This is a genomic window from Ramlibacter ginsenosidimutans (genome assembly GCF_016654015.1).
Taxonomy (GTDB): domain Bacteria; phylum Pseudomonadota; class Gammaproteobacteria; order Burkholderiales; family Burkholderiaceae_C; genus Ramlibacter; species Ramlibacter ginsenosidimutans.
The window spans coordinates 135,829-160,783 of sequence record NZ_JAEPWM010000012.1 but is presented as its reverse complement, the minus strand read 5'-3'; the positions used below and the strand labels follow the sequence as shown (position 1 = coordinate 160,783).

Here is a 24,955-nt window from a genome sequence, read left to right as displayed (position 1 = left end):
GGAGTCAATGCTGCATTCTTGGGTCTGTTCATCCGTCCTCTCCCGAGATGGTTGGCTGGGCTTGGTAACCACAGCTTCCCAAATCAGGGACGGATGAACAACCTATTGAGACATCACAGCTAGCGCCGCGCTGCAACGCAGGACGGCGGCCGCGGTCTGCGGGGTATAGCGCACGCGCGCATCCTGGCGCAGGGATGTGCGGTACAACCTCGGGTTCGCCCTCGCCTGCCCTTTCATGAATCCCGAAGCCAGCCAGATCTGGACCGCCCCGCGCTGGGCCCTTGCCTTCCTGCTCGCCCTGCTGGGCATGCTCGGGCCGTTCTCGATCGACACCTTCATCCCGGCGTTCTCCGGCATCGAGCAGACGCTGGGCGCCACGCCGGTGCAGATGCAGCAGACGCTGTCGGCGTACCTGTTCGGCTTCGCGTTCATGAACCTGTTCCACGGCGCCCTCTCGGACAGCTTCGGGCGCCGGCCCGTGGTGCTGTGGGGCATCGCGGTGTTCACGCTGGCGTCGGCAGGCTGCGCGCTGTCGCAGAACATCGGGCACCTGGTGTTCTTCCGGGCCTTGCAAGGCCTGTCCACCGGCGCCGGCATCGTGGTGTCGCGCGCGGTGATCCGCGACATGTTCCCGCCCGACCAGGCGCAGAAGGTGATGAGCCAGGTCACCATCTACTTCGGCGTCGCGCCGGCAGTCGCGCCCATCGTGGGCGGCTGGCTGTTCGTGCACGCAGGCTGGCATTCGATCTTCTGGTTCCTCACGGCCGTGGGCATCGCCCTGTGGCTCGCCAACTGGAAGCTGCTGCCCGAGACCTTGCACGTCACGCAGCGCCAGCAGTTCAACGTGCGCAACCTGCTGCGCGGCTACTGGCAGCTGGGCGCGAGCCCGCGCTTCCTGCTGCTGGCGCTCGCGAGCGGCGTGCCATTCAACGGCATGTTCCTCTACGTGCTCTCGGCGCCCGTGTTCCTGGGCGAGCACCTGCATCTCGCGCCGACCGAGTTCTTCTGGTTCTTCCTGCTGACCATCAGCGGCATCATGCTGGGTTCGTTCGCCTCGGGTCGACTGGCCGGCCGCATCGCGCCGAAGCAGCAGATCCGCTATGGCTTCGTCGTGATGCTGCTGGTCTCGCTCGGCAACGTTGCGGCGAACTTCCTGTTCACGCCGACCGCGGGCTGGGCGCTGATCCCGATCGCGCTGTTCGCCTTCGGCTGGGCGCTGATGGTTCCGGTGGTGACGCTGCTGGTGCTGGACCTGCATCCGGAGCGGCGCGGCATGGCCTCCTCGCTGCAGGCCTTCATCGGTTCCACGGCCAACGGCATCGTCGCGGGCGCGATCGCGCCGCTGGTGATGGGGTCCACGCGCGATCTCGCGGTGGCCTCGCTGCTCATGATGAGCGTGGGGCTGGTCGCGTGGGTGTACCTGCGCTGGCAATGGCCGCAGACCGGGCGGCACGCAATCGCTTGAACGTGCGCTAGGAACTGCGGCGCGGCGCGTTCACCAGCGGCAGCAAGGCCGCGAGGTCCACGGGCTTGGTGCAGTGGTAGTCGAAGCCCGCGGCCAGCGCGCGTTCCTGGTCCTGCGCCTGGCCCCACCCCGTGAGCGCGATCAGCAAGGTGTCACGACCCCATTCGGAAGCACGGATCCGTTTCGCGACCTCATGGCCGCTCAGGCGCGGCATGCCGATGTCGAGGATGGCCACGTCGGGCCGCAGTTCCTCGGCGCGCGCGAGGGCCTGTTCGCCGTCGGCCGCGGCGTGGACCTCGTGCCCCTCCATCTCCAGCAGCAAGGTCATGGTGGACAGGGCGTCGGCGTTGTCGTCCGCGACCAGGATCCGGCGCCCGCGTGGCGCCTCGCGCTGGGGCGCCGCCGCGCCACCGCTCGTTCCGGCCGGCTCCGCGGCGCGCGGCTGCAGCGGCAGCGACACGCTGAACTCCGAGCCCAGGCCCGGGCCGTCGCTGCGTGCCTGCAGCGTGCCGCCGTGCAGCTGCACGAGCCCGCGGCTCAAGGCCAGTCCGATGCCGAGCCCGCCCTGCGCATGTTCGGATGCGGACGCGACCTGCGAGAACATCCCGAAGATCGCCTCCATGTGTTCGGCGGACAGGCCGATGCCGTTGTCGCGCACGTGCAGCAGCAGCCGGTCGCCATGCACCTCGGCGGACAAGCGGATGCTGCCGCCCGCATCCGTGTACTTGGCCGCGTTGGACAGCAGGTTGGCCAAGACCTGCGCGATGCGCACCGGGTCCACCGCGAGCTGCACCGGCTCGTCGGGCAGCTGCACCTGCAGCTGATGCCGCTTCGCCTCGATCAGGGGCCAGGCGGTTTCGACCGCCGAGTCCACCACGGACCGGAGTTCGACCTGCGCGATGCGCAGCTGCAGCTGGCCGCGCGAGATGCGCGACACGTCCAGCAGGTCGTCCAGCAGCAGCGCCATGTGGCCGACCTGGCGCTCGATCACGTCCATGGCCCAGGCCTGGCGCGCCGCGTCGCGCGTGGACTTGGCGACCATGGCGGCCTGGCGGATCGGCGCGAGCGGGTTGCGCAGCTCGTGGGCGAGCGTCGCGAGGAATTCGTCCTTGCGGCGGTTGGCCTCCTCCAGCGCATTGGTGGCCAGCACCTGCTCGGTCACGTCGTGGCCTTGCGCGAAGATGCCCACCACCGCGCCGTTTGCGGCGCGCACGGGCTGGTAGAGGAAGTCCACGAAGCGCTCCTGCGCCGCGGCGTCGGGAGTGCGTTGCAGGACCACGCGCATGCCCCGCCCGACAAAGGGTTGGCCGGTCTCGTACACCTCGCGCAGCAGCTCGAAGTAGCCCTGGCTGGCGATTTCGGGCAGCGCCTGGAACAGCGACTGCCCCTCGAGCCCGCGGTGTCCCACCAGCTGGTAGTAGGCCTCGTTCACCAGCTCGAAGACGAAGTCGGGTCCACGCAGCAAGGCGACGAAGCCCGGCGCGTTGTCGAACCAGGTGCGCAGCGTGCGCGCGGCGTCCTGGGCTTCGCGCATCAGCCGGTCGCGCTCGCGCTCGGCGAGCACGCGGCCGGTTTCCTCGGTCACCGCGCAGAACAGGCCGCCGATGCTGCCGTCTTCCTCGTGGATCGGGCTGTACGACCAGGTGAACCAGGTGTCCTCGGGGAAGCCATTGCGCTCCATCACGAGCAGCACGCGCTCGTTCCAGGTCGGCTCGCCGCGCTCCATCACCAGCTTGCGCTGCGCGCCGACGATCTCCCAGATGTCGCTCCAGGTCTCCTGCGCGGGGCGGCCGAAGGCGGCGGGATGCCGCTGGCCGAGCATCGGGATGTAGGCGTCGTTGTAGATGTTGATCGCGTGCTCACCCCACCAGACGAACATCGGGAAGCGCGAGTTCAGGCAGATGCCGAGCGCGATGCGCAGGGCCTGCGGCCAGCAGTCCATCGGCCCGAGCGGCGTCGCCGCCCAGTCGGTGGCGAGCAGCATGCGGCCCGTCTCGCCCGCGGCGTATCCCGCCTGCGCAGGGCGCGCCGCGAGGAGCGGATGGGGATCAGGCTGGACGGTGCTGGCTTGGGTCACTGCGAGGTGTTTCGGGCGCGCGCGGCGCGTTCGCCCCTGTGGTGCTGTCGTGCTCTTCGCGTGCTACGACGTCTCCCGGCGAGATTATCGGAACCCGTCGCGCCGCGGCGACCGTGGGGGTATAAAAAAAAGCGGCCTTGCGGCCGCTTGCGGATGAGCTGGGGAGCGATCAGCGCGCGGGACGGGCCCGGCCGCCGAAGCCACGATCGCCACCGGCGCCGCGCGCATCGCGCTCGCCGCCGAAGCTGCGCTCGGCCGGCGCACTGCGGCCGTCGCGCGGCGTGAAGGTCTTGGCGCCGAAGCCGGTGTGCTTGCCGAAGCCGGTGGCGGCGCGGTCGCCGAAGCCGCTGCGACGCTCGCCCGGACGGGCGGGCTTGCCGCCGAAGCCGGTGCGCGCCGGCGGACGCTGCTCGAAGCGCGCCTTGGGCTCGAGGCCGGGGACGGTCTCGGCGTTGAAGCGCTGCTTGCTGTAGTGCTCGATGTCGCCGATCTTGCGGCGGTCGCGGAACTCGGCGAACGTGATCGCGAGACCATCGCGGCCGGCGCGGCCGGTGCGGCCGATGCGGTGCGTGTAGTCCTCGCTCTTCATCGGCAGGCCGTAGTTGAAGACGTGGGTGACGGTCGGCACGTCGATGCCGCGCGCCGCGACGTCGGTCGCCACCAGGAACTGGATCTGGCCATTGCGCAGCGCCGTCAGGCGGCGGTTGCGCAGGCCCTGCGACAGGTCACCGTGCAGCGACACGGCCGCGAAGCCGGCCTGCTGCAGGTCTTCGGCCAGGCTGTCGCATTCGACCTTGGTGCTCGCGAACACGATCGCCTGGTTGATGTTGGTGTCACGCAGCCAGTGATCGAGCAGCTGGCGCTTGTGGTGCATGTTGTCGGCCCAGAACAGCTTCTGCTCGATGTTGGCGTGCTTCTCGTGCTGCGAGTCGACCTGGATGCGCTGCGGCTCGCGCATCACGCGCACGGCCAGCTGCTGGATGCGCGGCGCGAAGGTGGCGCTGAACATCATGGTCTGGTGGCGGTTGGCGGTGAGCTGGTGCACTTCGGCCAGGTCCTCGGCGAAGCCCAGGTCCAGCATGCGGTCGGCCTCGTCGACGACCAGGAACTGCACCTGGTCCAGCTTGATCTGGCCCGAGCGCTGCAGGTCCAGCAGGCGGCCCGGCGTGGCGACCACGAGGTCGGCGTTCTGCAGGCGCGCGATCTGCATCTGGTAAGGCATGCCGCCCACCACGTTGGCGATGCGCAGGCCCTTGCAGTGCTTGACCAGGTCGATGGCGTCGTGCGCCACCTGCTGCGCCAGCTCGCGCGTGGGGCACAGGATCAGCGCACCGGGCACGGCGGCCTGGAAGTTGCGCGGCGACAGCGGGTTGCGGCGCGCGCGCTTGGGCGCGGTCTCGCCGCGGGCCACGGCCTCCTCGTGGGCCTTGCGTTCGGCCTCGATCTCGGCGGCCTTCTGCTGGATCAGCGTGTGCAGCACGGGCAGCAGGAAGGCAGCGGTCTTGCCACTGCCGGTCTGGCTGGAGACCAGCATGTCGTTGATCGCGCGGCCTTCGGCGTCCATCGCCATGGCGCGGCCGATGGCCTGCTGCTGCACGGAAGTGGGTTGCGTGAAGCCGAGGTCGGCGACCGCGGCGAGGAGTTCAGGGGCGAGGCCGAACGCGGCAAAGCCATTCGCCACGACGGTATCTTGGGTTTCGGTCATGAGATGTCCACGCGGCGCCCCGGGCGGGTGCGCCGTCATCGAAATGGTTGGAGTACATCAACCATTCCAACGACAAACAGGCCGGGGGCCTGCGGCCCAGATTGCTCGGAACGAGCGGGCCAGTGCGAGAAGGCAGATGCGCGAAAACGCCGCGATCAAGCGGCGAAGGACGAATTATGGCAGGTTTCGGGTTTTCCCGCACGCGGTGGCGGTTCGCGTCGTGCCCATCCCCCGTAGGCTGGGGTGAGCGCAGCGAACCCCAGCACTACCCAAGCTTGAGGAAGTGCTCGCGGTAATGCGCGAGTTCGTCGATCGACTCGTGCACGTCGGCGAGGGCCGTGTGCAACTGCTGCTTCTTGAACGAGGCGTACACATCCGGCCGCCAGCGGCGCGCGAGCTCCTTGAGCGTGCTCACATCCAGGTTGCGGTAGTGGAACCAGGCCTCGAGCTGGGGCATGTACTTCACCAGGAAGCGCCGGTCCTGCCCGATGCTGTTGCCGCACATGGGACTGCCGTTCCTGGGCACGTACTTGCCGATGAAGTCCAGCAACTGCCGCTCGGCATCGGCTTCGGTGATGGTGGAGGCGCGCACGCGCTCGGTGAGCCCGCTCTTGCCGTGCGTGCCCTTGTTCCACGCATCCATCAGGTCCAGTTGCGCTTCGCTCTGGTGGATCGCGAACACGGGGCCTTCGATGCGAGGCTGCAGGTCCGGCCCGGTGACGACCACCGCGATCTCGATGAGGCGGTCGCGCTCCGGATCGAGGCCGGTCATCTCACAGTCGAGCCATACGAGGTTCTGGTCACTTTTGGCGAGGCTGGCAGGGGCTGCGGCGGGCATTTCGGACATCGGTCGATTGTCGCCGATGGCCTAAGATCCATGGGATGGATCCCTCTTTCGTGCTCACGCTGGCCTTTGCGGCATTCCTGGTCGCCGGCCTGGCCGTGAAGTTCTGGCTCGCGACGCGCCAGGTGCGCCATGTCGCGCGCCATCGCGATGCGGTGCCGCCCCCATTCGCCGCCACCGTGTCGCTGTCGGCGCACCAGAAGGCCGCCGACTACACGATCGCGAAGTCGCGCGTCGGCCTGATCGAGACCGCTTTCGGCGCGGCCGTGCTGCTCGGGTGGACGCTTCTCGGCGGCCTCGATGCCTTGAACCGCGGCCTGGTCGCGTGGCTCGGCACGGGCATGTGGCAGCAGCTCGCGCTGCTCGCGTGCTTCGCCGCCATCAGCGGCCTGCTGGAACTGCCCTTCTCGCTGTACACCACCTTTGTCGTCGAGGAGCGCTTCGGCTTCAACAAGATCACCTGGAAGCTCTGGCTGGCCGACTCCGCCAAGGCGGTCGTGCTCGGCGTGGCCATCGGCCTGCCGATCGCGGCGCTGATCCTGTGGCTCATGGGCGCCGCCGGCCACGTGTGGTGGCTGTGGGCCTGGGGCGTGTGGATGGGGTTCAACCTGCTGCTGCTGGTGATCTACCCGACGTTCATCGCGCCGCTGTTCAACAAGTTCAAGCCACTGGAAGACGAGACGCTGAAGGCGCGCGTGACCGCGCTGATGCAGCGCTGCGGATTCGCGGCCAAGGGGCTGTTCGTCATGGACGGCAGCAAGCGCAGCGCCCATGCCAATGCCTACTTCACCGGCTTCGGGGCCGCCAAGCGCGTGGTCTTCTACGACACGCTGCTGGCCAAGCTCTCCCCCGGCGAGGTGGATGCGGTGCTCGCGCACGAGCTGGGCCACTACAAGCACAGGCACATCATCCAGCGCATCGTGCTGATGTTCGCGATCTCGCTTGCCGGCTTCGCCCTCCTCGGCTGGCTGGCCACGCGCGTCTGGTTCTACACCGGCCTGGGCGTGCGGCCCAACCTGCAGGGGCCCAACGACGCGCTGGCGCTGCTGCTGTTCATGATCGCGGTCCCGGTGTTCACGTATTTCGTGTCGCCGCTGATGGCGCAGTTCTCGCGCAAGCATGAGTTCCAGGCCGATGCCTTCGCGGCCACGCAGACCAGCGGCCAGGACCTGGGCAGCGCCCTGCTGAAGCTGTACGAGGACAACGCGTCCACGCTGACGCCCGATCCGGTGTACGTGAAGTTCTACTACTCGCATCCGCCGGCCACCGAGCGGCTCGCGCGGCTGGGAGCGGCGGCATGAGCCGCCGGGCCGCCCCAAGGCGAATCCCGCAGCGGGTAGCGCGGAGGGAATTCGAATGAGCGATCTCGCGAAGCGCGAGTGGGCGAAAGTGCCGCGCCGCGCGCTCACGCCGACGGAGATCGTGAAGCGGCTGGCGGACCGGCCCGGCTGGAAGCTCAGTGGCGACGGCGCGGACGTCGCGATCGAGCGGACCTTCCGCTTCGCCGACTACTTCGAGACGATCGCCTTCGTCAACGCATTGGCCTTCGTCGCGCACCGCATCGACCACCATCCGGACCTGTCGGTGCACTACGACCGCTGCGTGGTGCGCTGGAGCACGCACGCCGTGCAGGGCATTTCGGAGACCGACTTCGAATGCGCCGCGCTCGCCGACGCGTTGCTCGCATGAGGATGCGCACGCTTGGCTGAAGACGACACGGCCAGCACCGGCCTGGTGGTCGCGACCCACGGCCGGCATTGCCTCGTCGAGCGGCCCGACGGCACGCGCGTGCTGTGCCACGCCAAGGGCAAGAAGAACGAAACCGTGGTCGGCGACCGCGTGCTGTGGCGCGCCACCGGCGACGAAGGCGTGATCGTGCGCGTGCAGGAGCGGCGCAACCTGTTCTATCGGCAGGACGAGGTCCGCACCAAGTCCTTTGCCGCCAACCTGGACCTGGTGCTGGTGCTGATCGCGGCGGAGCCGGAGTTCTCCGAGATGCAGCTGGCACGCGCGCTGATCGCGGCGGAGGCCGAGCGCATCGCGCCGCTGATCGCGCTGAACAAGAGCGACCTCGTCGAGCCTTTCGAGCGTGCGTGGGCGCGGCTGCTGCCCTACCGGCACATGGGCTACGGCGTGCTGCCGCTGTCGCTGCGCCGGTCCAGCGACACCGACCGCGATCACCTGCTGCAGCACCTGCACGGCAAGACGACGCTGGTGCTCGGGCCCTCCGGCGCGGGCAAGAGCACCTTGATCAACCTGCTCGTGCCGCAGGCCCAGGCGTTGACCGGCGAGATCTCGCAGGCGCTCAACTCGGGCAAGCACACGACCACCGCGACCACCTGGTACTGGGTGGATGCGCAGCGCAGCACCGGGCTCATCGATTCGCCCGGCTTCCAGGAGTTCGGGCTGCACCACATCGAGCCCATGCAGCTGGCCGGGCTGATGCCGGACCTGCGGCCGCACGTTGCGGAGTGCAAGTTCTACAACTGCACGCACCTGCACGAGCCCGGCTGCGGCGTCATCGCCGCGGTCGCGCAGGCGCCGGGCGCGCCGGCCGGGCAGATCGAGCCCAGCCGTTACCGCATCTACCGAACGCTGTTCGAGGAACTTTCCGAGCCGCCTCGCTACTAGCAAGGAGGACGTCCGCGGCTCTTGCACGCTGCGGGGGCGCCCTCACCTAAGTAGAAGGAGGTAGCCCATGAGCGCGTTGCACGTCGTCTGTCCGCATTGCCACACCACAAACCGCGTCCAGTCCGAGGACCTGGGCAATGCGCCCGACTGCGGCCAGTGCCATGCGCCGCTGTTCACCGGGCACCCGGTGAACCTGGGCGCGACCGATTTCGAGCGCCACATCGCGCGCAGCCAACTGCCGGTGCTGGTCGATTTCTGGGCGCCATGGTGCGGTCCCTGCCGCATGATGGCCCCGGCGTTCGATGAAGCGGCCGCCCAGCTCGAGCCGCGCGTGCAGGTGGTGAAGCTCAACACGGATGAAGCGCAAGGCATAGGCGCGCGGCTGAACATCCGCAGCATCCCCACGCTGGCCCTGTTCGTGAACGGCCGCGAAGTCGCCCGCCAGGCCGGCGCCATGGGCGCGGCGGACATCGTTCGCTGGACGCAGGGGCAGCTGGCGCGGACGAGCAGCATGGCTTGAGGCGGTTGGCTGATCGGAGAGGAGAACGCAGAGGACGCAAAGGTTACGCAGAGGACGCAGAGAAGACCTGAATAATGATTTTCTTTGCGTCCTTTGCGTAACCTCTGCGCAGTCTGCGTTCTCCTGCCGTGATCAGACGGCACGGTCTGACGTGGGTGGCTGATCGGACAGGAGAACGCAGAGGACGCAAAGGTTACGCAGAGAACGCAGAGAAATCTATTCAAAGGTTTTCTTTGCGTCCTTTGCGTAACCTCTGCGCACTCTGCGTTCTCCTGCCGTGATCACCGGCCAAGCCTCGCACGGGGTCGACGCTTATCCCAGCAGCCGCGCGAGCGTCAGCAGCGCCAGCAGCACCATCCACAGCACGACCGAACGCCAGACCAGGCCGACGATGGTGCGCAGGTGGGCGACTTCGGCTTCGCGGCCCGGGGTGCTCTCGGTGCCGATCGGTGGATCGGCGGTGAGGCCCGAGGCCTGGAAGGAGGTGCCGGGCGCACTCGGCGCGAACACCGGCTGCAGCGCCTCGCCGCCCAGGCGCACGTTCACGGCGCCCGAGGTGGCGGCGAGGATCACGCCGTCGTTGTCGTTCGGGAAGCGCTGCGCGTAGTTGCGCCAGCAGTCGATCGCCTCCTCGAAGCTGCCCACCACCGCGAAGGCGATGGCCGTGAGCCGGGCCGGCAGCCAGTCCACCACGGTCCAAGCGCGCGCGGCGGCGGACTGCAGCGCCTCGCTGGCCGGCTGCGCCTGCGTGCGGTTGCGATAGCGCCAGTAGCGCGCCACGAATTCGGCCATGCGATAGAGCACCGCGCCGGCCGGCCCCAGTCCGAACGCGGCGAGGATCGAGAACCACGCGAGCACGCCGAACACGTGGCGGTGCGCCGCGAGCACCGAGTACTCGATCACGTGCCGCACGATTTCGCTGCGGGGCAACTCGCTCGCGTCGACCCGTTGCCACAGGGCGAGCAGCTCGCGCGCGCGCGCTTCGTCGCCGGCCTCCAGCGCGTCGCGGATCTCGGTGAAGTGGTGGCTGAACTGGCGGAAGCCGAGCGTGACGTACAGGACCAGCACGCTCCACACCATGGCCGCGGGCCAGCCGATGAAGGTCGCGAGCAACCAGTGCACCGCCAGCGCGGCCAGCGCAGGCGCGATCACCGCGAGCAGCCAGGCGATCCAGCCATGCTGGGGCTTGCCCGCGTCGAAATTCCGGCTCACCCACCGCGCCCACACCCGCAGCCCCGAGTGGATCGGGTTGTGCGCTCCCAGTGGACGCACCTGCTCGATCAGCAGGGCGAACAGGATCGCGAAGAAGCTCATGGCGCGATGATAGCCGCGCCGCCAGGATGGCCTATGCGGCGAGGAAGCGGTACAGGTTGCGCAGCATGCCCGCCGTCGCGCCCCAGATGAAGCGCTCCTTGCGCTCGTCGACGTAGGGCATCGAGTACCACTCGCGCCGCGTGCCGCCGAACTCCAGGGCGTGCTTGCGGTGGTTCGCCGGGTTCATCAGGAAATCCAGCGGCACCTCGAACGCATCGGCCACTTCGTACGCATTCAGCGCGATGCGGTAGTCCGGCCGCACCAGGGCGATCACGGGCGTGATGATGAACATCGTGCCGGTCGTGTACGTCGGCATCGTGCCGATCACCTGGGCCAGCGCGCGGTCCAGGCCGATCTCTTCCTCCGCCTCGCGCAAGGCCGTGTCGGCGGCGTCGACATCGGTGTCGTCCCGCTTGCCGCCGGGGAAGGCGACCTGTCCCTGGTGCGTGGTGAGATGCTCGGTGCGCTCGGTGAGCAGCACCATGGGCCGTTCGCGCTGCACGATGGGCACGAGCACCGCGGCCTGCGCCGGCTGCCGGTCGGTGAAGCGCCTTTCGGCCCACAGCTCCGGCTGCCAGGCGGGCGGGTGCGCGAAGCGGCGCCGCAGCGCCTCGGGCGTCAGTTGCGACGGCGGCACGGCCGGCAGCTGCGTGTCGACGGCGACCACGGGCACCTCGCGCGGATCGAAGTTGGGCAGCTTCGACAGCGGAGTGTCCGGGGGAATGACGGCGGAAGGATCGATCGGCATAACGGAAAGAAAAACCGCCGCGAGCTCGGGGCCGGCGGCGGTCGCTGTGGAGGCTTGCCCCCGCTTATTCGGCGGCAGCGGCCTTCTGCGTGTGGGCCAGCTTTTCCTTGATGCGGGCCGACTTGCCGGAACGCTCGCGCAGGTAGTACAGCTTGGCGCGGCGGACGTCGCCGCGGCGCTTGACTTCGATGCCGGCGATCAGCGGGCTGTAGGTCTGGAAGGTCCGCTCGACGCCTTCGCCGCTGGAGATCTTGCGCACGGTGAACGCGCTGTTCAGGCCGCGGTTGCGCTTGGCGATCACCACGCCTTCGTAGGCCTGCGCGCGCTTGCGGCTGCCTTCGACGACGTTCACGGAGACGATCACCGTGTCGCCGGGGGCGAAGTCGGGGATCTTCTTGCCCAGGCGGGCGATTTCCTCTTGCTCGAGGGTCTGGATCAGGTTCATGGCTACCTCTGCGATCGTGCCCGCGCTGCGCTGAAGGCTCTCGCTTCGCTGGGGCCAACCTGGGTTGGAGCGGCTGGAGCGGCCGGGTAGAGGATCTGGGAAGCCGGCGATTATAGCCCGGCGAGGAATTCCTCGTCGGCCGGGCCCAGCCGGCCGGCCTGGCGCGCGGCGGCGATCAGGTCCGGGCGCTGCCGTGCGGTGAGGGCCAGCCGCTGCCGGCGGCGCCACGCGGCGATGCGCGCATGGTGGCCGGACAGCAGTTCCTCGGGCACCTTGCGGCCCTCCCACTCCTCGGGCCGCGTGTAGTGCGGGCAATCGAGCAGGCCGTCGAGCGCCGGGTTGAAGCTGTCCTCCTGGTGGCTCCCGGCGTCGTTCAGCACGCCGGGCTGCAGCCGCGCGACCGCGTCGAGCAAGGCCATCGCCGCGATTTCGCCCCCGGAAAGCACGAAGTCCCCGAGGCTCAGTTGCACGTCCACGTGGGCGTCGATGAAACGCTGGTCGATGCCCTCGTAGCGGCCGCACAGCAGCACCGCGCCGGCGCTCGCCGACCATTGTTCCACCTGCGCGTGATCCAGGCGCGGGCCCACCGGCGAGAACAGCACCACGGGCGCCGCGTCGGTGCGGTCCGCGCGGATCGCCGCCAGGCAGCGGGCGAGCGGCTCGGCCAGCATCACCATGCCGGGGCCGCCGCCGAAGGGACGGTCGTCGACGCGCCGGTAATTGCCCTCCGCGAAATCGCGCAGGTTCCACAGGCGCACGTCGACTTGCTTCGTCTCGTAGGCACGGCGCGTCACGCCCGCGGCCAGGAAGGGCGCGAACAGTTCGGGGAACAGCGTGACGACGTCGAAGCGCATGGAGCGAGCTTAGCGCGCGCCGGCCGCGCCGCGCGTGCCGGCTAGTAGTCGGCCTGCCAGTCCACGGCGATGCGCCGCGCCTGCAGGTCCACCTTGTCGACGTAGGCGGCGACGAAGGGGATCATGCATTCCACCGTCTTGCCCTCTTCCTCGCGCACGACCACCAGCACGCTTTGCGGGCCGGTGGACATGAGGTCCTTCACCTGGCCGAGCGCCACGCCTTCGCGGTTGACGACGTCCAGCCCCAGCAGGTCGACCCAGTAGTACTCGTCGTCACCCGCGGTGGGGAACGACGTGCGGGGAATGAAGATGCGGCAGCCCTTGAGCGCTTCGGCGGCACTGCGGTCGTCGACGCCGTCGGCGCGGGCGACCACCGAGTCCGAATGCTCCTTCGTCTCGCGCACGCGCAGCAGCACCGTCCCCGAGAAGGCTTTCGCGCCTCGCTCGGACGGCTGCAGGTACCAGCGCGTGGAAGAAAACAGCGCCTGCGGGTCGGCGCTGTGGGGGAGGACCTTGAACCAGCCCTTGATCCCCCAGGCATCGGCGATGCGCCCGACCTCGATGGCGTCCGCGGGCAGGTCCGCGGGCTCGATCTCGGCTGGCAGCGGGGCTGCCGGACGGCCGGGCGCTGCCGTCATGAAAGATTAAGCTGCTGCTGCTGCGGGAGCGGTGGCGGACGCCTTGGCGCCGTCCTTCAGCAGGCGCTCGACGCTGGGGGACGCCTGGGCGCCGACGCCGCGCCAGTAGGTCAGGCGGTCCTGCGCGATGCGCAGCTTCTCTTCACCATCCTTGGCGACCGGGTTGTAGAAACCCAGGCGCTCGATGAAGCGGCCGTCACGACGCACGCGCTTGTCCGCGACGACGATGTTGTAGAACGGACGATGCTTGGCACCGCCGCGGGAGAGTCGAATGACGACCATGATTTATCCTTCGGGTGGCTGAGGCAGTTCCGAAGTGGAACCGCCCGATGTTCTTCCGGCGTTGAGACACGCGACTGGCCACCCGGCCAGCGACACGCCGAAAAGCCCGCGATTATAGCTTTTTCCGCCCATGCTCACCCTGCGCTCCAGTACCGACGCCGACGTACCCGCCATCACGGCGATCTACGGCCACCACGTAACCCATGGCACGGGCACCTTCGAGACCACGCCGCCGACGCAGGAGGACATGGCCGCGCGCCGCGCCGACGTGCTGGCCAAGGGCCTGCCCTACCTCGTCGCCGAACTTGACGGCCGAGTGGTGGGCTTCGCCTACTGCCAGTGGTTCAAGCCGCGTCCGGCCTACCGCTTTTCCGCCGAAGACTCGATCTACCTCGACCCCGATGCAGCGGGCCAGCGCCTGGGCAACAAGCTGCTCGGCGAACTCGCGCGGCAGGCCGAGGCGGCCGGCGTGCGCAAGCTGATTGCGGTGATCGGCGACTCCGGCAACGTGCGCTCGATCGGCGTGCACCGCGCGATGGGCTTTCGCCACGTCGGCACCATCGAAGCCTGCGGCTGGAAGTTCGGCCGCTGGCTGGACATCGTGCTGATGGAGAAGTCGCTGGGCCAGGGCAGCCGCACGCCGCCCGACGAAGAACGCGCATGAAGAACAAGACCGTCGCCGCCTGGCTGGCCTTCCTCGGCGGCCCGTTCGGCCTGCATCGCTTCTACCTGCATGGCAGCCGCGACTGGCTCGGGTGGCTGCTGCCCCTGCCGACGCTGCTGGGCGCCTACGGCGTCGTGCGCATGTGGAACCTGGGGCAGGACGACGTCGCCAGCTGGCTGCTCGTGCCGCTGCTCGGATTCACCGTGGCGGGCTGCTGCCTCACCGCGATCGTCTACGGGCTGAAGCGCCCGCAGGACTGGAACGCGCGCTTCAATCCCTCGGCCGACCCGGAAGCGCCCGCCGGTGCGACGCAGTGGGCGACGATCTGGGCGATCGTGCTGTCGCTGATGGTGGGCGCCGCCGTCCTCATGAGCAGCATCGCCATGAGCTTCCAGGCCTATTTCCAGAACCAGGTCGAGGAAGGCCGCAAGATCAGCGAGTGATCGGCGCATGGCCGGCGCGGCTCAGAACAGCTTCAGGCTGATCCAGTAGGCGATCGCGGCGACGAACGCGCTCGCCGGGATGGTGAAGATCCAGGCCCACACGATGTTGCCCGCCACGCCCCAGCGCACGGCGCTCAGGCGCTGCGTCGAGCCGACGCCGACGATGGCGCCGGTGATGGTGTGCGTGGTGGACACGGGCACGCCGAGCGCGCTCGCCAGGAACAGCGTGAGCGCGCCCCCGGTCTCGGCGCAAAAGCCGCCCACCGGCTTGAGCTTCGTGATCTTCTGGCCCATGGTCTTGACGATGCGCCAGCCGCCCAGCAGTGTGCCCAGGCCCATCGCGGTGTAGCAGCAGACGATCACCCAGATCGGCGGTTCGGCGTCGCCTGCGGCGACGTAGCCCGTCGCGATCAGCAGCATCCAGATGATGCCGATGGTCTTCTGCGAATCGTTGCCGCCGTGGCCCAGGCTGTAGGCACCGGCCGAGATGAGCTGCAGGCGCCGGAACCACTTGTCCACCCGCGAGGGACGGCTGGCGCGGAAGATGTTGGAGACGATCACCATCATCAGCGAGCCGAGGATGAAGCCCAGCACCGGCGACAGGAAGATGAACAGCACCGTCTTCCAGATGCCCTCGGCCACCAGCGCCTGCGCGCCGGCCTTGGCCAGCACGGCGCCGCAGATGCCGCCGATCAGCGCATGCGAGGAGCTGCTGGGGATGCCGTACAGCCACGTGATCACGTTCCACGCGATCGCGCCGATCAACGCGCCGAACACGACGTGCGTGGTGACCACGCCCGGCTCCACGATGCCCTTGCCCACGGTGGAGGCGACGCTCAGGTGGAAGATGAACAACGCCAGCACGTTGAAGAAGGCGGCGAAGGCCACGGCCTGCGTCGGCTTCAGCACGCCCGTGGACACCACGGTGGCGATGGAGTTGGCGGCGTCGTGGAAGCCGTTCATGAAATCGAACAGCAGGGCCACGACGACGAGCATGATCACGACCCCGAGGGCCGCCTGTTGGACGGACATGGCGACCTCAGGAGTTCTCGAGCACGATGCCTTCGACGACGTTGGCCACGTCCTCGCACTTGTCGGTGATGGTCTCCAGCAGCTCGTAGATCGCCTTGAGCTTGATCACTTCGCGCACGTCCGGCTCTTCGCGGAACAGCTTGGACAGGGCCGCGCGCATCACGCGGTCGGCGTCGGACTCCAGCTTGTCGATTTCCTCGCAGGTCTTGAGCGCGGCGGCCGCGGTGTCGTGGTCCGACAGCTTGGAGAGGAAGCCCACGGCCTCCTGCACCCGCTCGCAGCAGCGCACCGAGAGGTCGGTGAGGCGGGTGATCTCCTCGGTCATGTGGCGCACGTCGTACAGCGCCATGGTCTCGGCCGAGTCCTGGATCAGGTCCGCGACGTCGTCCATCGTGTTGATCAGCGTGTGGATCTGCTCGCGGTCGATCGGCGTGATGAAGGTCGAGTGGATCAGCCGGTTGACCTCCTGCGTCACCTTGTCGGCGGCACGCTCGGCGTTGTCCACCTCGCGGTTGTACTGCTCGCGCAGGTTGGCATCGGCGTAGTTCGCCACCAGCTTGGAGAATGCGTGCGCTCCTTCGATCATGCGCGCCGCATGCGCATTGAAAAGTTCGAAGAAGTTGCCTTCCTTCGGCAGCAGTTTGTTGAACAGCATGGTTCGGTGGCGGTTCGGTGCGTATGTTGGCGCGGAGTGTAACGGGCAGCGGCCCTCAGGCATTGCGGAAGATGAAATAGACGGCGCCCAGCATGCACAGCGCCGCCCAGAGGTAGTCCAGGCGCAGGGGCTGCTTCAGGAAGAAGACGCTGAACGGCACAAACACCGCCAGGGTGATGACTTCCTCCATGATCTTGAGCTCGCCCACCTCCAGCCGGGCCACCTGGAAGCCGATGCGGTTGGCGGGGACCTGCAGCAGGTATTCGAACAGGGCAATGCCCCAGCTCGCCACGGCGGCGACGTACCAGGGCGAGCCGGCCAGGTTCTTCAGGTGGCCGTACCAGGCGAAAGTCATGAACACGTTGGAGCCGACCAGCAGCAGCACGGTCCATCCAGACGGCGGGAGAAGGGGGAAGAAGGAGCTCATGCACGCATTATCCGAAGGCCTGGTGTTCGTCGACGACGAGCTCCTGGTGCTGGACAAGCCGGCCGGCCTGCTGGCGGTGCCGGGCCGCGGCGAGGACAAGCAGGACTGCCTGTCGGCGCGCGCGCAGGCGCTGTGGCCGGACGCGCTGGTCGTGCACCGGCTCGACATGGCGACCTCGGGCCTGTTCCTCATGGGGCGCGGGCTGCACGTGCAGCGGGTCCTCAGTCGGGCGTTCGCCGAGCGCCGCGTGCGCAAGGGCTACGAGGCGATCGTCGCCGGCGTGCCCGGGCCGGCGGGAGCGCAGGGCCTGATCGAGCTGCCGCTCGCAGCCGACTGGCCGAACCGCCCGCGCCAGCAAGTCGATCGCGAGCACGGGCGCCCCAGCGTGACGCGCTGGCAAGTGCAAGCCGTGCAGGGAGACACGGCGCGCCTCGCGCTCGAACCCCTGACCGGGCGAACCCACCAGTTGCGCGTGCACCTGCAGGCGATCGGCCATCCGATCCTGGGCGACGCACTCTATGCGCCGCCCGACATCGCGGCACGGGCCCCACGCCTGCTGCTGCATGCTTGCACCCTGGAGCTCGCGCATCCGGCCAGCGGCGAGCCCCTGCGCTTCGAGAGCGCAGCGCCGTTTTGAGCGGCGCGCCCTTTCGAGAGCCGCCGCGTTGAGGGGCGTTTACTTCCAACAACCGGACGCAGAGGGCGCAGAGATGACGCAGAGGACGCAGAAGAAAACCTTTGAAAATCTTCTTTGACTCTTTTGCGTCCTCTGCGAAACCTTTGCGTCCTCTGCGTCCGGTTGTTGGGTTTTCATCGGCTGCGGGGCCGCGGCGCGCCGGGATTACCATGGGGGCCATGAGCCAGCGACACCTCACCATCCTCACCGGCGCCTCGCGCGGCATGGGCCTCGCCATGGCGCAGCAACTGCTCGCGGCGGGTCACGACCTGCTGTGCATCGCGCGCCATACCAACGACGCGCTCGCTGCGGAAGCGAAGCAGGCAGGCCGGCAGTGCGAGCAATGGCCGCACGACCTCGCCCGCGCGGACGGCGCCGCCACGCGCCTGGACACCTGGCTGCAAGCCCGGGACCAGCGCGAGCTTGCGTCCGTCACGCTGATCAACAACGCCGGCCTGATCCCCCGCATCGCACCGCTGGACGACATCCCGGTCGACCAGTTGAAGGATGCGATGCGTGTGGACCTCGAAGCGCCGCTGCTGCTCACCAGTGCCTTCCTGCGCGCCACGGCCGCGTGGAAGGTGCCGCGCAAGGTGCTGAACATCTCCTCCGGACTGGGCCGCCGCGCGATGGCGGCGCAGGCCGCGTATTGCGCCGCCAAGGCCGGCATGGACCACTTCACGCGCTGCGTGGCGCTGGAACAGGCGGCGCTGCCGAACGGCGCGCGCATCGTGTCGCTGGCGCCCGGCGTGATCGACACCGACATGCAGGTGCAGTTGCGCGGCGCCGATGCCGCCCTGTTCCCGGACCGGGGCAACTTCGTCGGCCTGAAGGAAAAGGGCGCGCTGGCCTCACCAGAGGAAGCCGCCGCGCGTGCTCGCCTACCTGCAGCGCCCCGACTTCGGCAGCAATCCGGTGGCGGACGTGCGCGACTGAGGCGCGAGCGAAGCCGGTGGCTGATTGGACAGGAGAACGCAGAGGACGCAAAGGTTACGCAGAGGACGCAGAGAAGACATTCAAAATGGTTTTCTTTGCGTCCTCTGCGCCACCTCTGCGCACTCTGCGTTCTCCTGGCCTCGTCACCTGCCAGGCTTCATAGGCGCAAGCGCGCCGAACGAGCAGAGGAAACATTCAAGAGGGTTTTCTCTGCGTCCTCTGCGTAACCTCTGCGCACTCTGCGTTCTCCTGCCCTGATCCCCACGCAGCCTTCCCAAGGCCGCGCATGCAACGTGCAGCTGGACGTCACCCGCCCTGAAAGCCACCCGCCCGCAGCGTCAGCACCAGCGTGTCGCGGTGGCCCGGGCCGTCCACCGGCTGGATGGGCGTGGTCTCGTGGATCACGCGGGCGTCGTCCAGCAGCAGCACGCTCCAGGGCTCGGTCAGAGTGAAGCGCTCGCCCGCGGGGCCGTCGGCCTGGAACACGCGCGTCTCCCCGCCCTTGATGTTCTCGCGCGCCAGCAGGAACACGGCCACCAGGTCCACGCCGTCGCGGTGCGCGCCCTCGGGCGTCGGCCGGCCGATGCCGCCTTCGGTGTCGATGCGGAACTGGTGGGCCTCGATGTACCAGGGCTGCGGGCCCTTGACCGCCGTCGCCACATCGCCCATGGACTGCAGCAGGCGCGTCCATGCGGGCTGCGCCACCACCTGCGGCTCCATGGGTGCGAACCAGCGCTGCATGCCTCCGTGCAGCGCGTTGTATTCCAGCGGCTGCCAGTGCGCGCGATGCGGCGCCTGCGTGAGCGCCCCGGCCTCGGCCACGAAGCATGAATGGCGGCGTCGCCGGTAGCGGCCGCCATCCTTCAGGTACTCGTCGGGCGGCAGGTCGTCCCAGGACGGCAGCAGCTCCTGCAGCTGCGCGAGCGTGCAACCGGCCAGCGTGCACACGCCTTGCGCGTCGAGCACGGCGTAGCCGCGCTCGCGCAACGTCGCGGTGAGCTGGTCGGGATCGGTGGTGGTGGGGCGCAACAGCATGCGGCGAGCTTACCAATCGCGCGGCGCACCCGAAACCCTGACGTGCATCAAGGTCGCGCGCGCAGCGGGCTTCTATGCTGCAAGGCAAGGAGATCGCCATGGCCGCCCTGCCCTGGTCCGAGGCACTGGAACTCGGCCTGTCCTTCATGGACGACACGCACAAGGAATTCGTAGCCCTGCTCGCTCGCGCCGAAGAAGCGGACGACCGCAGCCTGCCCGCCTTGTGGGACACACTGGTCGCGCACACCGCCGAACACTTCGGCCGCGAGGACGCCTGGATGCGCTCCACCGGCTTCGCGCACGACAACTGCCACAGCATCCAGCACCGGATCGTGCTGCAGGTGCTGCGCGAAGGCCTGGTCGAAGCGCTGGCTGGCAACGTCGCGCCGGCGCGGCAGCTGGTGCGCGAGCTGGCGGTCTGGTTCCCGCAGCACGCGCAAAGCATGGACGCGGCGCTGGCGCTGCACCTGCGCGGCGTGGGCTACGACGCGGAGACCGGGCAAGTGCTGGAGCCGGCCGCGCTGCCGGCCGAACGCGTCCACGGTTGCGGCGGCGCTAGCTGCTCGTAGCCCTCAGGGTGCCGAAGTACGCACTGAGCGCGATCGGAGAGAGGAACGCAGAGGACGCAGAAAAAACCTGGCGTTGAATTCTCTGCGTCCTCTGCGAAACCTCTGCGCACTCTGCGTTCACCTGCCCGATCTGGCAGGCTATTCGGACATCGCCAGCGTGCGCCGGCGCAGCGCCGGCTTACGCGCCGACCTTCACGCCTTTCCAGAACGCGACGCGGTCGCGGACCATCTCCGCCTCGGGCTTCGGATCGGGGTAGTACCAGACCGCGTCCGGATTCAGCTCGCCGTTCACCAGCAGCGAGTAGTAGCTCGCCTGCCCCTTCCACGGACAGCTGGTCTTGTGGTTGCTGAAGGTCGTGTACTCGCGCTTGAGCGCGCTCGCCGGGAAGTAATGGTTGCCCTCCACCACCACGGTGTCGTCGCTCTCGGCCACCACCACGCCCTTCCACTCTGCCTTCATGCACTGACTCCTTGCGGCGCGTGCAGCCAGTGCACGCTGAACAGTCGATCGGGATCGGTCCACACCGGCCCCGGACGGAAGCCGGCGCGCTGCGCGAGCCCGCGCAGCCCGTCCAGGGTGAACTTGTACGAATTCTCGGTGTGCAGGGTCTCGCCTTCCTCGAAGGCGAAGCGCTCGCCGGCCAGGCTCACCGACTGGCGCACGCGACTGAGCAGGTGCATCTCGATGCGCTGCAGCGGTGCGTTGTAGAAGGCGTAGTGCGCGAACTGCGGCAGCGCGAAGTTCGCGCCCAGCTCGCGGTTGGCGCGCGCCAGCAGGTTCAGGTTGAACGCAGCGGTCACGCCCTGCGCGTCGTTGTAGGCGGCGTGCAGCACGTGCGGATCCTTCACCAGGTCCGCTCCCAGCAGCAGCGCACCGCCGCGCAACAGGTCCGCCGCGTGGCGCAGGAAACCCAGCGCCTCGTCGGGCGTGAAGTTGCCCAGCGTCGAGCCCGGGAAGAATCCGATGCGCCGGCCGCGGCCGGTTGCGGGCGGAAGCTGCAGCGACTGCGTGTAGTCGGCCACCACGGGCTGCACGTCCAGTCCCGCGAAGGCGCCGCGCAGGACGGCCGCCGAATCGCGCAGGTGCTCGCCCGAGATGTCGATCGGCACGTAGCGCGCCGGCGCGTCGAAGGCCTGCAGCAGCAGGCGCACCTTGTGCAGCGAGCCGGCGCCGAACTCGACGATCTCCGCCCCGGGACCGGCGAGCGCGGCCATCTCGCCGGCGCTGCGCCCCAGGATGCCGAGCTCGGTGCGCGTCGGGTAGTACTCGGGCAGCTCGCAGATGCGGTCGAACAGGCGCGAGCCTTCGGCGTCGTAGAAGTACTTGGGGGAGATGCTGCGCGGGCGGGTGGCCAGCGCAGCCTGCAGGTCGCGGCCGAACGCGCTCAGCATGCGCCGTCCCGCGCGAGCCGCAGGCCGCTGAACTGCCAGCGGGCCGCGGGTGGGAAGAAGTTGCGATAGCTGGAACGCGCGTGTCCCGGCGGCGTGGCCAGGCTGCTGCCGCGCAGGACCATCTGGCCGACCATGAACTTGCCGTTGTACTCGGCGACGGTGCCCGCCCAGGGACGGAAGCCCGGATAGGGATCGTAGGCCGAGCGCGTCCACTGCCACGCGTGGCCCGTCATCTGCCGCAGGCCGGGCAGTGCATACGCCGCTTCCCACTCGGCTTCGGTGGGCAGGCGCGCGCCGGCCCATTCCGCGAAGGCGGCGGCTTCATAGAAACTCAGTTGAGTGACCGGCGCGTGCGGGTCCAGCGGTTTCACCCCGTGCAGGCCGTACACCTGCCACTGCGGCAAGGCAGCGCGCGGGTCGTCCGGCGCGATCCAGTAGAGCGGCGCGTGCCACTGCTGCGACTGCACGGCGGCCCAGCCGTCGGACAGCCACAGCGATGCCCGCCGATAGCCGCCATCCGCGATGAACTCGGCGTATTCGCCGCAGGTCACCAGCCGGTCGGCGATGCGGTAGGGCTGCAGCCACACCGTGTGGCGCGGCGACTCGTTGTCGAAGGCGAAGCCCTCGCCCGTATGGCCCACGCGCACGGGACCCGCCGGCCCGGTGATCCAGTGGAGCGGCGGCGTGCCGGCGGCGCCCGATGCGGCCGGCGGCTCGCTAGCCTCGTACGCGGGCAGCAGCGGATTGCACGACAGCGCATGCAGGATGTCGGTGAGGATCAGCTCCTGGTGCTGCTCCTCGTGCTGCACGCCCAGTTCCACCAGCGGCTGCACGGCGGCCCAGGTCGCGTCGTCGCAGCGGGCGACGAGGTGGTCGACCGCGGCCTCCACGTGCGCGCGATAACGATGCACGGACGCCAGCAGCGGCCGCGTGAGCAGGCCGCGCTGCGGCCGCGGGTGGCGCGGTCCGAGCGATTCGTAATAGGAATTGAACAGCGTCTGCCAGCGCGGCTCGAACGCTTCATAGCCCGGCTGGTGCGGCATCAGCACGACCGTCTCGAAGAACCAGCTGGTGTGCGCGAGATGCCACTTGGTGGGACTCGCGTCGGGCATGGATTGCACGCACTGGTCCTCGGGCGACAGGGGTTCGGCGAGCGCAAGCGTGCGGGCACGCACGCGCGCGAAGCCCTCGGCGAGTCGCGCGCGATCGGCATCGATACCGGCGTCGGCGGTGGCCAGCAACGAGTCGACCGTGGGATTCAAGGACATGGGTCCGGGCTCCTGTCGTGCAACGCGCCTCCCGTGACCGCGCCGCGAATGCGAATGTCCCCTGCCGTTTCATTACAGCACAGGCCGGCGAGCCTTGCTGCCGCGAGCGAGCGCAGGCACGTGCATTGGCAAGAGAACGCAGAGGACGCAAAGGTTGCGCAGAGGACGCAGAGGGATTCATTCAAGATGACTTCTCTGCGTCCTCTGCGTAACCTCTGCGCACTCTGCGTTCACCTTTCCATCCAGCGCACTCCTTTGAATTTGGCCGATCACTCATCCTGGTGCAGCGCGAGTTCGGCCTCGCGCAACTCGTGCCAGCGGCCCCAGCGGCTCGGGCTATCGTCGATGCGCACGAACAGCACCGGCTCGTCGCACGCGGACCAGCGCGCGCAGCTCTGCTTCCACTTGCGCACCTGCCCGGGCGGGACATAGAGATACACGGGACGCACGCCGCGCGGCACGATCGCGTCGTCGGCGATCACGGGCTGCTGATAGATCACGGGTGGCGGCGTCTTGCCCTTGATGTCGATGCGCCCGTACACGCCGGGACGCAGGGTGCCGCCGGCGGTGAGGTTGCGCCAGCCGCGCGCGCCCTCCGCGTGCGCCGCGAAGCTGGCCAGCAGGGCGACGACGCAGACGAGCGCGACGGCGAGCGCCGGGACCCAACGGGTCAACCGGGTGCTGGGGGACATGGTGGTCTCCTGGGTCACGGCCGTGTTTCTCCCAGTCAGCCGCGAACGCCCGTGTAGGCCAACCGCAAGCGCGAGGGGAGGATTTGTCCCACGTCGAGCTGGCGCCAACGCGGCGGGGCGTCGCGCCTGGTCGAACTGCCGCCGTCCGTGTCGAAGCACACGCAGGCCCCGGCAGACCGTACTGTATGCTCGTACAGTATGCGAGTCGTGGTTCATCTCAGGCGGCACGACGGTGCCTACCGGCCGTCGTACGGCCAGCATCCCAAGCCCACGGGAGATCTCCACCTGACGCACCTCACGGTGGACGGGCGTCGCGTCGCCGCCCTGCAGCTGCTTGGCGCCGACCAGCCGATCTCCAGGCTGTTCGACCCCAAGCTGGTGGAGCTGGCATCCGACAAGCTCCGGTTCATCGGATTCGAACGGGTCGAGAGGTCGTGGGTGATGCAGGAGTGGGACTGCCAGCTCGTGCCTCCGTCCTTTGCGCGCTGACGTGCGCTGTCTTGGCGCGCTGGTGCTTCGTCTTTCCGATCGCCCGGCGCCGCAAGCTAAAGTCGCCTCCGCGCCAACGGAGAACCAGCATGCATTACACCCGCCGAGATTTCGGCCGCCTGGCCGCGGCCCTCGTTCCCCTGGCCCACACCGGCCTCGCAGCCGCGGCCGACACCTGGCCCGCGCGCCCGATCCGCCTGCTTGTGGGCTACAGCCCCGGCGGCGCCGTGGACGTGATCGCGCGCGTGCTCGCGCAGCACCTGTCCGCCGCGCTGGGCCAGTCGGTGGTCGTCGACAACCGGCCCGGCGCCGGCACCAACATCGCGATGCGCACGGTGATCGACAGCGCGCCGGACGGCTACACGCTGATGCTGGTGGCCAACGCCGCGGCGGCGAACCCGTCCTTGTTCCACCCGCAGCCCTTCGACCCGGTGCGCGACCTGACCGCCATCGCCCTGGTGGGCCGGGTGCCGGTCGTGATCGCGGCCAATGCGCAAAGCGAGGTGTCGTCGCTCACGCGCCTGCTGGCGCTCTCGAAGGTGAAGCCCGGCTCCGTCCAGTTCGCCTCGCCCGGCAACGGCTCGACGCCGCACCTCGCGGTGGAACTGTTCGAGCGCGCCGCCGGCATCCAGCTCACGCACGTGCCGTACAAGGGCGGCCAGCAAGCCCTCAACGACGTGATCGGCGGGCAGCTGCCGCTGGTGGCCGTCAACGCGCTGGAGGCGCTGCCGCACATCCAGTCCGGCAAGCTGCGCGCGCTGGCGGTGCTCTCGCCCAGGCGCACGCCCATCCTGCCGGACACGCCCACGATCGCCGAAAGCGGCTTTCCCGGGTTCGAGGCGTCCGTGTGGTACGGCCTGGTCGGCCCCGCGAAGCTGCCCGCGCCCATCGTCACGCGCCTGTACGGCGAGGTGGAGAAGGCGCTGGCCGCGCCCGACGTGAAGGAGCGCCTCGCACAGGGCGGCGGCGAAACGACGCCGGGCCCGCGCGATGCGTTCCCCAAGTTCCTCGCCGCCGAGACGGCGCGCTATGCCAGGCTGATCCAGGATGCGCACATCCGCCTCGACTGACCGCACCCGTCGCGCGCTACTGGCCGGTGCACTCGCACTGGCCGCGGCCGCAGCGCGCGGGATGGCCCGCGCCTGATGCCGCAC

The 24,955-nt window shown here is 68.9% G+C and carries 28 protein-coding genes and 1 pseudogene; 12 read left to right on the top strand and 17 right to left on the bottom strand.

The features are described 5' to 3' along the window. Nucleotides 1-235 precede the first annotated feature (235 nt). Nucleotides 236-1,465 (top strand): multidrug effflux MFS transporter, encoded by a 1,230-nt coding sequence (locus JJB11_RS22750; RefSeq protein ID WP_201176932.1) that lies wholly within the window; start codon nucleotides 236-238, stop codon nucleotides 1,463-1,465. 7 nt (nucleotides 1,466-1,472) lie between these two features. On the opposite strand, the gene JJB11_RS22745 is transcribed toward JJB11_RS22750, so the two are convergent. The 3 genes from JJB11_RS22745 to orn all read right to left on the bottom strand — a co-directional run bounded on the left by JJB11_RS22745 (nucleotide 1,473) and on the right by orn (nucleotide 6,094). Beyond that, on the bottom strand, nucleotides 1,473-3,542 hold the full coding sequence (locus tag JJB11_RS22745; RefSeq protein ID WP_201176930.1) for an ATP-binding protein: 2,070 nt from the start codon (nucleotides 3,540-3,542) through the stop codon (nucleotides 1,473-1,475). A 169-nt stretch (nucleotides 3,543-3,711) separates the two neighbouring features. Then, nucleotides 3,712-5,247 (bottom strand): DEAD/DEAH box helicase, encoded by a 1,536-nt coding sequence (locus JJB11_RS22740; protein ID WP_242529078.1) that lies wholly within the window; start codon nucleotides 5,245-5,247, stop codon nucleotides 3,712-3,714. A gap of 265 nt (nucleotides 5,248-5,512) precedes the next feature. Beyond that, nucleotides 5,513-6,094 carry an oligoribonuclease gene (orn, locus tag JJB11_RS22735; RefSeq protein ID WP_201176921.1) on the bottom strand — a complete coding sequence of 194 codons (582 nt, stop codon included), beginning with the start codon at nucleotides 6,092-6,094 and terminating at the stop codon, nucleotides 5,513-5,515. A gap of 35 nt (nucleotides 6,095-6,129) precedes the next feature. Here orn and JJB11_RS22730 point away from each other — a divergent pair, with 35 nt between their 5' ends. From JJB11_RS22730 to trxC, 4 genes are all read left to right on the top strand, one after another. Then, nucleotides 6,130-7,392 carry a M48 family metallopeptidase gene (locus JJB11_RS22730; RefSeq protein WP_201176919.1) on the top strand — a complete coding sequence of 421 codons (1,263 nt, stop codon included), beginning with the start codon at nucleotides 6,130-6,132 and terminating at the stop codon, nucleotides 7,390-7,392. Nucleotides 7,393-7,447: 55 nt separating this feature from the next. Continuing rightward, entirely contained in the window at nucleotides 7,448-7,780 is a 333-nt protein-coding gene (locus JJB11_RS22725) for a 4a-hydroxytetrahydrobiopterin dehydratase (RefSeq protein ID WP_201176917.1), read from the top strand. A gap of 12 nt (nucleotides 7,781-7,792) precedes the next feature. After that, nucleotides 7,793-8,722 (top strand): ribosome small subunit-dependent GTPase A, encoded by a 930-nt coding sequence (gene rsgA / locus JJB11_RS22720; protein WP_201176915.1) that lies wholly within the window; start codon nucleotides 7,793-7,795, stop codon nucleotides 8,720-8,722. Nucleotides 8,723-8,789: 67 nt separating this feature from the next. Continuing rightward, nucleotides 8,790-9,242 (top strand): thioredoxin TrxC, encoded by a 453-nt coding sequence (gene trxC, locus JJB11_RS22715; RefSeq protein WP_201176913.1) that lies wholly within the window; start codon nucleotides 8,790-8,792, stop codon nucleotides 9,240-9,242. A 312-nt stretch (nucleotides 9,243-9,554) separates the two neighbouring features. Here the strand turns inward: trxC and JJB11_RS22710 are convergent, their stop codons facing one another. The 6 genes from JJB11_RS22710 to rpsP form a co-directional block, all read right to left on the bottom strand. After that, the gene (locus tag JJB11_RS22710) at nucleotides 9,555-10,556 is read right to left on the bottom strand and encodes a CobD/CbiB family protein (RefSeq protein WP_201176911.1); all 1,002 of its coding nucleotides are present in this window, start codon (nucleotides 10,554-10,556) and stop codon (nucleotides 9,555-9,557) included. A 31-nt stretch (nucleotides 10,557-10,587) separates the two neighbouring features. Next, the gene (locus tag JJB11_RS22705; RefSeq protein ID WP_201176909.1) at nucleotides 10,588-11,304 is read right to left on the bottom strand and encodes a CoA pyrophosphatase; all 717 of its coding nucleotides are present in this window, start codon (nucleotides 11,302-11,304) and stop codon (nucleotides 10,588-10,590) included. Nucleotides 11,305-11,368: 64 nt separating this feature from the next. Continuing rightward, a complete protein-coding gene (gene rplS / locus JJB11_RS22700; protein ID WP_201176908.1) occupies nucleotides 11,369-11,749 on the bottom strand; it encodes a 50S ribosomal protein L19 in 381 nt (126 codons plus the stop codon). A 110-nt stretch (nucleotides 11,750-11,859) separates the two neighbouring features. Next, nucleotides 11,860-12,603 (bottom strand): tRNA (guanosine(37)-N1)-methyltransferase TrmD, encoded by a 744-nt coding sequence (gene trmD / locus JJB11_RS22695; protein ID WP_201176906.1) that lies wholly within the window; start codon nucleotides 12,601-12,603, stop codon nucleotides 11,860-11,862. A 41-nt stretch (nucleotides 12,604-12,644) separates the two neighbouring features. Then, nucleotides 12,645-13,241 carry a ribosome maturation factor RimM gene (gene rimM / locus JJB11_RS22690; RefSeq protein ID WP_201176904.1) on the bottom strand — a complete coding sequence of 199 codons (597 nt, stop codon included), beginning with the start codon at nucleotides 13,239-13,241 and terminating at the stop codon, nucleotides 12,645-12,647. Between the two features lie 6 nt (nucleotides 13,242-13,247). Beyond that, nucleotides 13,248-13,523: a 30S ribosomal protein S16 gene (rpsP, locus tag JJB11_RS22685; protein WP_201176895.1), complete on the bottom strand. Its 276-nt coding sequence runs from the start codon at nucleotides 13,521-13,523 to the stop codon at nucleotides 13,248-13,250. Nucleotides 13,524-13,653: 130 nt separating this feature from the next. Here rpsP and JJB11_RS22680 point away from each other — a divergent pair, with 130 nt between their 5' ends. Next, nucleotides 13,654-14,187, top strand: coding sequence for a GNAT family N-acetyltransferase (locus JJB11_RS22680; RefSeq protein WP_201176893.1), 534 nt, complete (start codon nucleotides 13,654-13,656; stop codon nucleotides 14,185-14,187). Then, nucleotides 14,184-14,630: an NINE protein gene (locus tag JJB11_RS22675; RefSeq protein ID WP_201176891.1), complete on the top strand. Its 447-nt coding sequence runs from the start codon at nucleotides 14,184-14,186 to the stop codon at nucleotides 14,628-14,630. The genes JJB11_RS22680 and JJB11_RS22675 overlap by 4 nt, the downstream gene beginning before the upstream one ends. A 21-nt stretch (nucleotides 14,631-14,651) precedes the next feature. On the opposite strand, the gene JJB11_RS22670 is transcribed toward JJB11_RS22675, so the two are convergent. From JJB11_RS22670 to JJB11_RS22660, 3 genes are read right to left on the bottom strand one after another with little or no spacing between them, the layout of a single operon-like run. Continuing rightward, a complete protein-coding gene (locus tag JJB11_RS22670) occupies nucleotides 14,652-15,662 on the bottom strand; it encodes an inorganic phosphate transporter (RefSeq protein WP_201176889.1) in 1,011 nt (336 codons plus the stop codon). Between the two features lie 7 nt (nucleotides 15,663-15,669). After that, the gene (locus JJB11_RS22665; RefSeq protein WP_201176887.1) at nucleotides 15,670-16,317 is read right to left on the bottom strand and encodes a DUF47 domain-containing protein; all 648 of its coding nucleotides are present in this window, start codon (nucleotides 16,315-16,317) and stop codon (nucleotides 15,670-15,672) included. 55 nt (nucleotides 16,318-16,372) lie between these two features. Next, complete coding sequence (locus JJB11_RS22660) at nucleotides 16,373-16,744, bottom strand: DMT family protein (RefSeq protein WP_201176885.1); 372 nt, start codon at nucleotides 16,742-16,744, stop codon at nucleotides 16,373-16,375. Here JJB11_RS22660 and JJB11_RS22655 point away from each other — a divergent pair. Further along, nucleotides 16,743-17,381 (top strand): RluA family pseudouridine synthase, encoded by a 639-nt coding sequence (locus tag JJB11_RS22655; protein ID WP_201176883.1) that lies wholly within the window; start codon nucleotides 16,743-16,745, stop codon nucleotides 17,379-17,381. The genes JJB11_RS22660 and JJB11_RS22655 overlap by 2 nt on opposite strands. 218 nt (nucleotides 17,382-17,599) lie before the next feature. After that, nucleotides 17,600-18,356: pseudogene (locus tag JJB11_RS22650) on the top strand (SDR family NAD(P)-dependent oxidoreductase). A gap of 306 nt (nucleotides 18,357-18,662) precedes the next feature. Here JJB11_RS22650 and JJB11_RS22645 read toward each other — a convergent pair. After that, nucleotides 18,663-19,391, bottom strand: a complete 729-nt coding sequence (locus JJB11_RS22645; RefSeq protein ID WP_201176882.1) for a 2OG-Fe dioxygenase family protein — start codon at nucleotides 19,389-19,391, stop codon at nucleotides 18,663-18,665. A gap of 98 nt (nucleotides 19,392-19,489) precedes the next feature. Here JJB11_RS22645 and JJB11_RS22640 point away from each other — a divergent pair, with 98 nt between their 5' ends. After that, nucleotides 19,490-19,960, top strand: a complete 471-nt coding sequence (locus JJB11_RS22640; RefSeq protein ID WP_201176880.1) for a bacteriohemerythrin — start codon at nucleotides 19,490-19,492, stop codon at nucleotides 19,958-19,960. Between the two features lie 178 nt (nucleotides 19,961-20,138). Here the strand turns inward: JJB11_RS22640 and JJB11_RS22635 are convergent, their stop codons facing one another. From JJB11_RS22635 to JJB11_RS22620, 4 genes are all read right to left on the bottom strand, one after another. Further along, nucleotides 20,139-20,420, bottom strand: a complete 282-nt coding sequence (locus tag JJB11_RS22635; protein ID WP_201176879.1) for a DUF427 domain-containing protein — start codon at nucleotides 20,418-20,420, stop codon at nucleotides 20,139-20,141. Next, nucleotides 20,417-21,352, bottom strand: a complete 936-nt coding sequence (egtD, locus tag JJB11_RS22630) for an L-histidine N(alpha)-methyltransferase (RefSeq protein ID WP_201176878.1) — start codon at nucleotides 21,350-21,352, stop codon at nucleotides 20,417-20,419. Before egtD ends, JJB11_RS22635 begins: the two co-directional genes overlap by 4 nt. Next, a complete protein-coding gene (gene egtB, locus JJB11_RS22625) occupies nucleotides 21,346-22,614 on the bottom strand; it encodes an ergothioneine biosynthesis protein EgtB (RefSeq protein WP_377371458.1) in 1,269 nt (422 codons plus the stop codon). The genes egtD and egtB overlap by 7 nt, the downstream gene beginning before the upstream one ends. A 275-nt stretch (nucleotides 22,615-22,889) precedes the next feature. After that, nucleotides 22,890-23,312: a hypothetical protein gene (locus JJB11_RS22620; protein ID WP_201176876.1), complete on the bottom strand. Its 423-nt coding sequence runs from the start codon at nucleotides 23,310-23,312 to the stop codon at nucleotides 22,890-22,892. Between the two features lie 207 nt (nucleotides 23,313-23,519). On the opposite strand from JJB11_RS22620, the gene JJB11_RS22615 reads away from it, so the two are divergent. Further along, nucleotides 23,520-23,801 carry a hypothetical protein gene (locus tag JJB11_RS22615; RefSeq protein WP_201176875.1) on the top strand — a complete coding sequence of 94 codons (282 nt, stop codon included), beginning with the start codon at nucleotides 23,520-23,522 and terminating at the stop codon, nucleotides 23,799-23,801. A gap of 89 nt (nucleotides 23,802-23,890) precedes the next feature. Further along, entirely contained in the window at nucleotides 23,891-24,871 is a 981-nt protein-coding gene (locus JJB11_RS22610; RefSeq protein ID WP_201176874.1) for a Bug family tripartite tricarboxylate transporter substrate binding protein, read from the top strand. Nucleotides 24,872-24,955 lie beyond the last annotated feature (84 nt).